Source organism: Erythrobacter sp. (assembly GCA_019739335.1).
Classification (GTDB): Bacteria; Pseudomonadota; Alphaproteobacteria; order Sphingomonadales; family Sphingomonadaceae; genus Alteraurantiacibacter.
The window spans coordinates 700,368-711,384 of the sequence record CP073261.1 but is presented as its reverse complement, the minus strand read 5'-3'; the positions used below and the strand labels follow the sequence as shown (position 1 = coordinate 711,384).

Genomic DNA, 11,017 nt, shown 5'->3' with positions numbered 1-11,017 from the left:
CGGAAAAGGGCCGCGAAGGGTTACATAATCGCAACAGGTGTGGCGTCTCCCTGCGTCAGCCCCATCCAAGCCGCTGCGCGGTAGCGGTAACCGGAAGAGTGAATCTATGGATCGGATCGTGATTGTCGGTGGCGGAACCGCAGGGTGGATGACCGCCGCAGCGTGTTCGCGGTTCCTTGCCGATGGCAAGCGAACGATCACGCTGGTCGAATCGGATGCCATCGGCACTGTCGGCGTGGGGGAGGCAACGATTCCGCCGATCATCAATTTCAACCGGATGCTCGACATCGACGAGAACGAGTTCCTGGGCGCGACGAACGGCACGTTCAAGCTGGGGATCGAATTCGTCAACTGGGGGCGGCAGGGGGATCGTTATTTCCATCCCTTCGGCACCTACGGCGAGGACCTGCACGGGATCCCGTTCCACCAGTTATGGCTGCGCGAGCAGCAGCGCGGCACCCCTGGAAACATTGCCGACTATTGCATCAGTGCCGCAGCCGCCCAGGCTCGCCGGTTCGGGCGGCCGGTGCGCGATCGCCAGTCGCCATTGGCCAAGCTGTTCTATGCCTTCCAGTTCGATGCCGGGCTCTATGCCCTGTTCCTGCGCAAAATCGCCGAGCGGCAAGGCGTGGTGCGCCGCGAGGGGCGGATCGTGCATGTTCACCGTGATGGCGAGAGCGGGGACATTACGGCTGTCGAGCTGGAAGGCGGGCAGCGGATCGAAGGCGACCTGTTTGTCGATTGCTCAGGGTTTGCCGGGCTGCTGATCGACAAGCAGTTGCAGGTCGGCTGGCAGGACTGGAGCCACTGGCTGCCGATGGACCGGGCGATTGCCGTGCCCACGGCTAATGTAGGCACGCCCGATCCCTTCACCCGCTCAACCGCGCATGGTGCGGGATGGCAATGGCGCATCCCGCTGCAGCACCGCACCGGTAACGGCCATGTCTTCTCCAGCCGCTTCATGGAAGAGGACGAGGCGCGTTCGATCCTGCTGGCCAATCTCGAAGGCGAGCCGCTGGCCGAACCGCGCACGCTGCGCTTCGCCACCGGACGGCGCGAACAGGCCTGGTCGCACAATGTGATCGCCATCGGGCTTTCCTCGGGCTTCCTCGAACCGCTCGAATCTACTAGCATCCACCTGATCCAGAACGGCATCCAGCGGCTGCTGGCGCTGTTCCCCGGCCAGGCGGTCAGTCCGCTGGAGCGCGACGAATACAATCGCGGCATGGGCGGGCTGTTCGATGACGTGCGCGACTTTATCATCCTGCATTACAAGGCCACGCAGCGCGATGACACCGAGTTCTGGCGCTATGTCCGCAGTATGGACGTGCCCGAAAGCCTGTCTCGCAAGCTGGAACTGTGGCGGCTGCACGCACGGATTTTCCGCGAGGATGCGGAACTGTTCAACGTGACGAGTTGGGTGGCGGTGCTGCTGGGGCAGAATGTGCCGCCCGATGCTTACGATCCGATTGTCGATTCGCTCGATGAAGCGCGGGTTTCGGCGGCGATGCGGCAAATGCGCGAAGCCAACCTGCGCGCCGCCGCCAGCCTGCCGACACAGGAGGAATTCCTCCGCCGCGCCGGAGCCTGGGCAGGTTCGGAAGCCGCGCCGATGATGGCGGCCGCGCGATGAGCGGCGAAACCCTGCGCAAGGTCGTGATCGTCGGCGGTGGCACGGCGGGCTGGATGGCGGCTACGGCGCTTTCGAAGGTGCTGGGCGCCATGCCCGGCCTGAGCTTCGAACTGGTCGAAAGCGAGAACATCGGCACCGTCGGCGTGGGCGAGGCGACGATCCCGCAGATACTGGTGTTCAACCGGATGCTCGGGCTGGACGAGGACGAATTCGTCCGCGAGACCCACGCGACCTACAAGCTGGGGATCGAATTCGTCGACTGGACCCGGCTCGGCCATGCCTATGTCCACCCGTTCGGCTTTTACGGGCTGGATATGCTGGGGGTGGAATTTCACCATTTCTGGCTGCGGGCGAAGGAACTGGGGGAAGACCTGCCGCTCGATCCCTATTCGATCTCGGCCATGGCGGCAAAATCGGCGAAGTTCGACCGGCCGAGCAATGCGATCCCCAATTCGCCGCTCGCCAAGCTCGGCTATGCCTTCCAGTTCGATGCCGCCCGCTACGCCCGCTTCCTGCGCCGCCGCGCCGAAGCGCAGGGCGTGGTGCGGACCGAGGGCAAGGTGGTCGAGGTTTTGCAGGACGGCGAGAGCGGCTTCGTCACCGGGATATTGCTGGAGGACGGCAGCACGGTGGAGGGCGACCTGTTCATCGATTGCTCGGGCTTCCGCGCCTTGCTGATCGGACAGGCGTTGGGGGTGGGCTTTACCGACTGGAGCAAGTGGCTGCCGTGTGACCGGGCTCTGGCGATCCCTTGCGAGCTGGGTGGCAAGAACGAACCGCTCACCCGCTCCACCGCGCGCCCCGCCGGCTGGCAATGGCGCATCCCGCTGCAACACCGGATCGGCAACGGCCACGTCTATTCGAGCGCGCACATGGAGGAACAGGCGGCGCTCGACCTGTTGCTCGCCAATCTCGACGGCAAGCCGCTCGCCGAACCCAACCGCCTGCGCTTTCAGGCCGGGCACCGGGTCAAGGCCTGGGAGAAGAACGTGGTGGCGCTGGGGCTGGCGGGAGGATTCCTCGAACCGCTGGAGTCGACATCGATCCATCTGGTCCAGCAGGGCATCGCCCGCTTACTGACGCTGTTCCCGACCCGCGACTGCGGCGAGGCCGAACGGGCGCGGTTCAATCAATTGTGCACGCAGGACTACGTCGATATTCGCGACTTCCTGGTGCTGCATTACACCGCGACCGAGCGGGACGATTCCGAATTCTGGAACTATTGCCGCCATCTGGAGCCGCCCGACGGGCTCGCGGAAAAGCTGGAAATGTTCCGTTCCTCCGGGAGAATTTTCCGCGAACACAACGAGTTGTTCACCGAGACGAGCTGGCTTTCGGTGATGGCGGGGCAGGGCGTGGAAGCGGGCGGCTATCACCCCGCAGCGCAGATGATGCCCGATGCCGAAGTGCTGCGGCGGCTGGCGCATATCCGCCAGGTGATCGGCAACACGGTGGCGCAGATGCCTGAACAAACGGAGTTTTTCCAGCGCCACGGCAGCGCGATCCCCGCTGCGGCGTTGGTCACCGCATGACCCAGCTTCCCTCGCCGCCGCCGATTGCGAAACGGGAAAATGTCACCTCGGAACAGTTCCACGGAGAAGTCCGCAAGGGCGGCAAGCCCCTGGTTTTTCGTGGCTTGGTGGCCGACTGGCCGCTTGTCGCGGCGGGAAAGCGGGGCGATGGTGAACTGGTCACCTACCTCAAGAGCTGCGCCGCCACCCGCCCCGTCGAAGCGCTGACCGCACCTGCCGAAGAGGGAGGGCGATTCTTCTACAATGCCCGCCTAACGGGCTTCAATTTCGAGCGGTGCGAAGTGACACTGGGCGCCTTTCTCGATGAATTGCTTGGAGTTTCCGGGCAGTCCGATCCGCCTGCCATGGCGGTCCAGTCCGAGATCATCCCCGAAGTCCTGCCCCGTCTCGCGCAGGAAAACCGCCTCGACTGGCTACCGCAGGTCGCCCCGCGAATGTGGATCGGCAACCGCATCCGCGTCGCTCCGCATTACGACCTGATGGAAAATGTCGCCTGCTGCGTCGCTGGACGGCGGCGGTTTACGCTGTTTCCGCCCGAAGAGGTGGCCAATCTCTACCCTGGCCCGTTCGAACTGACGCCCGCCGGGACGCCTGTAAGTATGGTTGACATGACCGCACCCGATCTCGCCACATATCCCCGTTTTTCAGAGGCATGGGCGCAGGCGCAGGTGGCTGAACTGGCACCCGGAGACGCGCTCTATATCCCCTATGGCTGGTGGCACGGAGTGCAGTCGCTCGAACCGGTCAGCGCGCTGGTGAACTACTGGTGGAGCGATGCCGATCCGGCGCTGGCGGGGGCTTACGATGGGCTGCTCCACGCAATCGCCGCCTTCCGCCACTTGCCGCCAGAACAGCGCGAAGTCTGGCAGCATATGGTCGATCACTATGTCTTCGAAAAGAATGGCCCCCCGGCGGAGCACCTGCCGCCGCACGCGCGCGGATTGCTGGGGGACGGCAGCCCGGCGCTGTTCGCACGGCTGCGGCAGATGCTGCGGCAAGTGGTCCGCTAGCGGACGGGTTTGACCACGCTCGCCAGCCATTGCTGGTAGGGCGGGGTGGCCTGCAATGCCGCCTGAGCCTTGGCGGCGAGAATGCGTTCGGCCTGCGGATTGGGCGGCGGGCTGACGGCAGGCGCGCCGCGCGGAATGCCCACGGCAGCGAACAGCGCTGCGCGCTCCTGCTCGGTGATCGGCCATTCCTCGAAGAAAGGCGAGCGGCCCCGACGGGTGAACTGGTCGAGGGCCAGTTCCAGTTCGGGCGAGTGTGACAGCGGGTCGAACAGGGCCGCGGCACGCGGGGCCGCATAGTGCGCGGCGACAAGATCGCGTGCGCCGTCGGCGAGCAGGTTTGCGCGGCGGTTGAATTCGGCGCGCTCTCCCTCGGCGATGTCGAGTCCGGGCAGAAGTTCGAGCAGCAGGTCGAGCTGGCGCAGCGCGCAGTCGAGATTGAGATTGCCAAGCGGCTCGAACAGCGCGGCAGCATCGCCAAGCGCTACGACATTGCCGATCCAGCTTTCCTTGGCGCGACCCGGGACAAAGCCCACCGCCCGCGCGACCGGAGCCCCACCCAGCGCGGCCATTACTTGCGTTTCGCCAGCGCCTTCGGTCAGCCCCAGAACCCGATGCAAGCCGTCCCGTCCGGTACTCTCGATCAACCAACCGGCGGGAGTCAGCGTGACCCGATCCTCCAGCGCCAGCACCGGTTGCCCCGGAGCGGCGCAAAGCACTTGCCGCACCGGCAGGAAAGCGGACCAGTCGATCCGCGCGGCCCCCGGCATTTGCGCAAGCAGCGCCGCGGCAGGCCCGGTGCAATCGACAAACAGGTCCGCCGCGATCTCGCCCTGTCCGTCGAGCGCCAGCGCCAGCGCCAGCGCATCGCCGGACTCGTCCAGCCGTAGTGCGCCCGTCCGCGCCATCCGGTGCTGCACGCCCACGGCCTGCGCTTGCGCAATCACCAGATCGCGCAAGGCCGGGGCATTCCAGCGCAGCGCATATTCGACCCCGGGCAAGGGATTTCCGGGCGGATTGGCAGGATCAAACTGCTCGGCGGCGAACCGTCCCGCCTGTGCCAGCACCTCGGCAAGCGAAGCGGGCGGGGCATCGGTACTGGCCCCGCGCCGTCCGCCACCCCAGTCACGAACGAAGGCGCTGGCGAGCGCCGGATCGGTGGCCGAGCCATAGGCGACCACCGCCTGCGCACCCTCGCCGCTCCAGTCGGCATAGCGCGTAACCAACCGGTGACTGCCGCCGCAGCGGCTGAGGATATCCGCCTCGGCCATGCCGAACTTTTCCAGCAGCCGCACCCCATGCGGCGATGCACTGCTGGCATGGTCAGCGAATGCAGCGGGTTCTGCCGGCGTAACCACCACCGTCACCTGCGTCGCAGGCAAGGCGCGGCGCAGGGCCACGGCGGCCAGCACCGCCACCAGCCCGCCGCCCGCGACGACGACGCTGCGCGGCAAGGCGCGCGCTTCGCTCATGCGGGAGTCAAATCGGGCTGTGGAGCCAGCCGGGCGGCTTCGCGGATCAAATATTCGCGGTGTCCGGGCATCGCCGCCACTTCCTCGGCCACGGCCCCTGCGAAGCGGTCCATCGCCCGCGACACCTGCGCCGGATCGGGCAATTGCACGCGCGGATCGTGCGCTTGCGGCACCACGCCTTGCCCCAGATAAACGGCGATCCAGCTGGCATCGTAGAACAGCCCGTCGGCATATTTTGCGATCCGCCCGGTGCGCCGCCACAGTTCCAGCTTGTCCGCCAGGCTATCGGGCACCTGATAGGTGCGCACATGGTTCCAGAATTCGGAATCGTTGCGGGTCGTCGCATTGTAATGCAGGATCAGGAAGTCCCGCACCCGATCGTATTCCATGTCCACCAGCCGGTTGAATTCGTCACGGTCGCGCGGATCGATCGAGCCGCCATGCGTCTCGGCTGGGAACAGTTCGACCAGATAGGTAATCGCCATCTGCGCGAGGTAGATCGAGGTGGATTCAAGCGGTTCGAGGAAACCCGAAGCCAGACCCACCGCAATCACGTTCTTCTGCCAACTGCGCTTGCGCCGCCCGGCGCGGAACCGCAGCACGCGCGGATCGGCGAGCGGTTCGCCCTCTACCGCGCCGAGGATGGCAGCGCAGGCTTCATCCTCCGAAACGAAAGCGCTGGAAAAGACATAACCGTTGCCGATCCGGTGCTGCAACGGAATGCGCCAGCGCCACCCGGCGGGCATGGCGGTGGCGATGGTATAGGGCGCGATCTCATCCGAGACATGGGTGCAGGGCAGGGCGGCGGCGCGATCGCAGGGGAGCCAGTGGGACCAGTCCTCCCACTCCTCGCCCAGCGCATCACCCAGCAACAACGAGCGGAAGCCCGAGCAATCGACGAACAGGTCGCCCGCAATCCGCCGCCCGTCTTCGAGCACCAGTTCGGTGACATTGCCGCTCAGCGGATCGCGCTCCACCTGCGTTACCCGGCCCTCGGTGCGGGTAACGCCGAGGCCCAGCCCGAATTCGCGCATGAACGGGCCGAACAGCGTCGCGTCGAACTGGTAAGCGTAGCCGTAGGTGCCCGAGAGCGCGTTGTCCGTGGTCGGCGGGCGGAAGCGATTGGCGCGCGCAGCCATGACGCCGAGCGAGTAATTGCCGATCTCGTCCGCCAGCCCGTGGCGCTGCATTTCCAGCCAGTAGTGGTGGAACGGCACACCTGCCAGTTCCTCCCCGAAGCTGCCGAAGGGGTGGATATAGCTCTCCCCGATCCGCCCGAAATCGCGGAAGTCGATCCCCAGCTTGTAGGTGGCATGGGTGGCGGCCATGAAGCGCGTCTCGTCGATCCCCAGCCGTTCGACGAAGCCACGGATATGCGGCAGCGTCGCCTCGCCTACGCCGACGATGCCGATATCCTCGCTCTCGACCAGTTCGACGCGCACCTTGGAGCCGAGCAGCTTGGCGAGTGCCGCCGCGCTCATCCACCCGGCGGTTCCTCCGCCAAGCACCACCACGCGCGTCTGCCTGTCCCTCGCTTCACCCATGCCCCGTCCTTAAAGGAACGGCCGGGGCAGACCAAGCCGCCCCGGCCGCACTGTGACCCGAAAGCTTGCTCAGCCTTCCATTTCCTCCAGTTCCTTGCCCTTCGTCTCGTTGATGAGGCTCTTGACGAGGAAGAAGCTGATGAAGGCGGCCACGGTGTAGAGCGCGTAAGTCCCTGCGAGCGACCAACTCGCCATCGCGGGGAAGCTCTGCACCACCAGATAATTCGCGCCCCACTGTGCGAGCCCCGCCACCGCCAGCGCGCTGCCGCGAATCTGGTTGGGGAACATCTCGCCCAGCATCACCCACATCACGGGGCCCCAGCTGAAGTTGAAGAAGATGACGTAGAGATTGGCTGCGACCAGTGCGATGTATCCGGCGTTCTCGGTGAGAATGAGGTTGCCCGCCGCATCGGTGTCTGCACCACTGAACACCCAGGTCATTGCGGCCAGCGTCACCCCCATGCCCAGCGAGCCGATCATCAGCAGCGGCTTGCGCCCAACCTTGTCGATGATCGCCAGCGCCAGCAGCACGGCTGCGATGGAGACCACACCCGAGATGATGTTGCGCTCCAGCGCGACCTCTTCCGATACCCCGGCCAGCCGCCACAGCGTTTCACCGTAGTAGAAAATGATGTTGATGCCGACAAACTGCTGGAAAGTCGCCAGCATGATCCCGGCCCAGACGATCGGCCGCAGCCCGGTGCCGGGGGCGGTGACATCGCGCAGGCGCGGGCGGTGATCGTCGGAGAAAGTGGCGCGGATTTCGGCGACCTTGCGCGTCGCTTCTTCCGGTCCGAACAGCCGGGTCAGCACGGTATGGGCCTCGGCATCCTTGCGTCGCGACACGAGGTAGCGCGGGCTTTCGGGGATGAACAGCAAGGCCACGAGGAACACCACCGCCGGGATCGCCTGCGCGAGATACATCCAGCGCCACGCAGCAATACCACCGATCTGGCCGAGCGAACTACCCGCGCTCTGGGCGAGGAAGTAATTGACCACGAAGGCGGCGGTGAGGCCGGAAATGATCATCACCTGCTGCACCGTCGTCAGTCGCCCGCGAATGTTCGCCGGGGCCACTTCGGAAATATAGAGGGGGGAAAGCACCGAGGCCGCGCCCACGGCCATGCCGCCGGCAAAGCGGAACACCACGAACAGCGTGTGGCTGTCGGTCATGCCCTGCACCAGCGCACCTACGACGAACAGGATTGCGGCCATGATCATCACCGCGCGCCGACCTACGGCATCGGCGAGGCGACCGGCGAAGAAGGCCCCGAAAGCGCAGCCGATCAGCAGCGAACCGACGGTGAAGCCCAGCGAGGCATCGCTAAGTCCGAACTCCGCGATCAACCCCCCCTGCGTGCCGTTCACCGCGCCGCTGTCATAGCCGAACAGCAGTCCGCCGATGGTGGCGACGGCCACGATGGCGGAAATCAGCGCCATGTTCACGCTGGTGCGTGGTACCTCAGTCATTGCGATCATCCCTCCGAACAGGGCCGCTTGTGACGCGGCTCCCAGATTATGGTAGCGCTACCTATGCCGCAGTTGCCGGGGCGGGGCAAGGCGCGAATTGCCCGACCTGCATATCGACCTTGATCCAGCTTTCCTGAGCAGTCTCATCCGGCCTTTCCCTGCTGAATTGCGCCACGATCGATGCTACAGTGTTGGGCAAGAGGCGAAAGGATAAAGGGATGCTCCGCAGGTTCGTCGTTACCGTTCTTGCAGGGTTGGCGTCGTCGCTGTTCGCCGCGCCTGCCTTGGCACAGGTCAACCAGGATGAGCCGCTGCCCCGCTTCGAGGACCGGTTGTGCCCCGGCGTGACCGGGCTGGAGCTGGAACAGGCTGAACTGATGGTCGGCCGTATCCGGTCAAATGCCACGCGCTTTGGCTTGCAACTGGCCGATGAAGCCAGCTGCGAACCCAACCTGCTGATCGGCTTCGTCGAAAGCGGACAGGATTATCTGGCGCAACTGGTGGCTGATCGCGGCCATCTCTTCGCGCGCATGAACCGCGCCGATCGCGACACGCTGTTGGCGCAGCGCGGCCCGGTGACGGTGTGGCACCAGATCCAGCAACGGACCCGCGATGGCTTGCACGTGGGCACCCGCGAGAACATGACCGACCTGCCGCGCGCGGGCATGTGGCAGGCGCATTCGCGCATCTATGTCCCGGTGCGCAACGACATCACCTATGCACTGGTGCTGTTCGACCGCGCCGAAGTGAGCGGACTGACCGTGGCGCAACTGGCCGATCTGGCGAGCCTGCGCGGCTTTGCCACCGCCTTTCCGGACGAGGCGGGAGCGGAGCAGGCGTCGCTGCTCACCTTGTTCGCCGATCCCGCCAGCCGCGCGCCGCGCCTGACGGCCTTCGACGAGGCATGGCTCGAACGGCTTTACAGTGGCATTCCCAATATGCCTGCCTCGGTGCGGTTGCGGGGTGTCCAAAGCCGATAGGAACATATGGTCGCATGGCGACCGCAAGGCCGAACGGCCGCCCGCAGATGCCCGGAGCGTAGCGGAGGATCAGCATCGAGGACGTCGGCGCGGAGGCGCCGACGCAAGACAATCAGATCACCGACCTTTTCTCGCCAAAGCGGCCATGCTTGCGATAGCGGATCATCCAGCGATCGAGGAACAGCGACAGCGGCTTGGGCGCAATGCCCATATCGGTGAGTTGCGGCGTCCCTGTGCTGGCCGTGCTTCCCATCGCCAGCATTGCCAGCTGATCGGCATTGATCGGAGTCAGCGGCATGGCGGCAAACAGCTTCGCCAGCGGATCGGGCATGGCGAAGAAGGTGCGCTTGCGGTTCTGCGCTGCCGCGATCATTTCGTGGATCTGCATCATCGACAGCGCTTCCGGCCCTGCCGCCTCATAGATTTTGGCGCCATAAGTGCCGGGGTCTTCCAGCGCAGTAGCAATCGCAGCGGCGACATCGTCCACCCACACCAGCTGAAACTTTGATCCGGCTCCGAACACTGGCATCACCGGCATCATCTGCACCATGCCTGCGAACATCGGCACCAGCCCGGATTCCTCGCCGAACACCACAGATGGGCGAATCACCGTGGCGCGCGGGAAGGCAGCAAGCACCTGCCGCTCACCGTCCGCCTTGGTCCGGTAATAGGCTGTCTGGGCTTCGGCATCGGCGCCGATGGCAGACACATAGACAAAGCTGCCCGCACCGCCCGCAGCGGCCACCTGCGCCGCATGGCCCGGTCCATCGGCCTGGAGCATCTGCTGGTTGCCGTCGAACGCACCGATCAGCCAGGCCACCGCGTCCGACCCCGCCACGCAGGCCGCAATGCTGCGCTTGTCCAACGCATTGCAGCGGGCGAACTGGAGCTGACCGAGATTGGCGAGCGGCTTCAGCCGGAACGCCTTTTCCGGCTCCCGCGCCGCAATCCGCACCCGCGCGCCGCGTTCGAGCAGGTCCTGCGCCAGATGCGAACCGATAAAGCCGCTGCCACCGATCAGGGTGACAAGCTTGCCGTCGAGGGGGGATGTGCTGGCCATATAAACCTTCTTCGCTGGTTTGCCGGCGGACCGGCGTCACAAAGCCATTGGCACAGGCGAGGGCAGGCGGGCAATGGCAAGCGTGCAAGTCTCGCTGCGGAATCCGTCACACCAAAGCGAAACCCGCGTTGACTCGCCAGCCCGCCTGTCCTATCGGCCCGCCCCTACCCGCAGTCGGCCTTCGCTGACCGAACTGCTCCGGTGCCCAGATGGCGGAATTGGTAGACGCACCAGCTTCAGGTGCTGGCGCTCGCAAGGGCGTGGAGGTTCGAGTCCTCTTCTGGGCACCATTTGTTCTCAAAGCATTGAAATCCATTGA

8 protein-coding genes and 1 tRNA gene are annotated in these 11,017 nt (G+C 65.3%); 5 read left to right on the top strand and 4 right to left on the bottom strand.

Annotation, left to right across the window (positions count from 1 at the left end; all coding sequences use genetic code 11):
* Positions 1–106: 106 nt before the first annotated feature.
* Genes JY451_03540 through JY451_03530 form a run of 3 tightly spaced genes read left to right on the top strand, consistent with a single transcriptional unit; the run spans position 107 to position 4,175 of the window.
* Positions 107–1,633, top strand: a complete 1,527-nt coding sequence (locus JY451_03540) for a tryptophan 7-halogenase (GenBank protein ID QZH75682.1) — start codon at positions 107–109, stop codon at positions 1,631–1,633.
* Complete coding sequence (locus JY451_03535; GenBank protein QZH75681.1) at positions 1,630–3,165, top strand: tryptophan 7-halogenase; 1,536 nt, start codon at positions 1,630–1,632, stop codon at positions 3,163–3,165. Before JY451_03540 ends, JY451_03535 begins: the two co-directional genes overlap by 4 nt.
* Positions 3,162–4,175: a cupin-like domain-containing protein gene (locus JY451_03530; GenBank protein ID QZH75680.1), complete on the top strand. Its 1,014-nt coding sequence runs from the start codon at positions 3,162–3,164 to the stop codon at positions 4,173–4,175. Before JY451_03535 ends, JY451_03530 begins: the two co-directional genes overlap by 4 nt.
* Here the strand turns inward: JY451_03530 and JY451_03525 are convergent.
* The 3 genes from JY451_03525 to JY451_03515 form a co-directional block, all read right to left on the bottom strand.
* On the bottom strand, positions 4,172–5,644 hold the full coding sequence (locus JY451_03525; GenBank protein ID QZH75679.1) for a tryptophan 7-halogenase: 1,473 nt from the start codon (positions 5,642–5,644) through the stop codon (positions 4,172–4,174). The two genes, JY451_03530 and JY451_03525, sit on opposite strands and share 4 nt — an antisense overlap.
* Positions 5,641–7,188 (bottom strand): tryptophan 7-halogenase, encoded by a 1,548-nt coding sequence (locus JY451_03520; GenBank protein QZH75678.1) that lies wholly within the window; start codon positions 7,186–7,188, stop codon positions 5,641–5,643. Before JY451_03520 ends, JY451_03525 begins: the two co-directional genes overlap by 4 nt.
* Positions 7,189–7,257: 69 nt before the next feature.
* Complete coding sequence (locus JY451_03515) at positions 7,258–8,658, bottom strand: sugar porter family MFS transporter (protein QZH75677.1); 1,401 nt, start codon at positions 8,656–8,658, stop codon at positions 7,258–7,260.
* Positions 8,659–8,876: 218 nt separating this feature from the next.
* Between JY451_03515 and JY451_03510 the strand changes: the two genes are divergently transcribed.
* The gene (locus tag JY451_03510; GenBank protein ID QZH75676.1) at positions 8,877–9,638 is read left to right on the top strand and encodes a hypothetical protein; all 762 of its coding nucleotides are present in this window, start codon (positions 8,877–8,879) and stop codon (positions 9,636–9,638) included.
* A gap of 112 nt (positions 9,639–9,750) precedes the next feature.
* Here the strand turns inward: JY451_03510 and JY451_03505 are convergent, their stop codons facing one another.
* Positions 9,751–10,698: a complex I NDUFA9 subunit family protein gene (locus JY451_03505; GenBank protein ID QZH75675.1), complete on the bottom strand. Its 948-nt coding sequence runs from the start codon at positions 10,696–10,698 to the stop codon at positions 9,751–9,753.
* Between the two features lie 203 nt (positions 10,699–10,901).
* Between JY451_03505 and JY451_03500 the strand changes: the two genes are divergently transcribed.
* Positions 10,902–10,988, top strand: a tRNA-Leu gene (locus tag JY451_03500).
* Positions 10,989–11,017 lie beyond the last annotated feature (29 nt).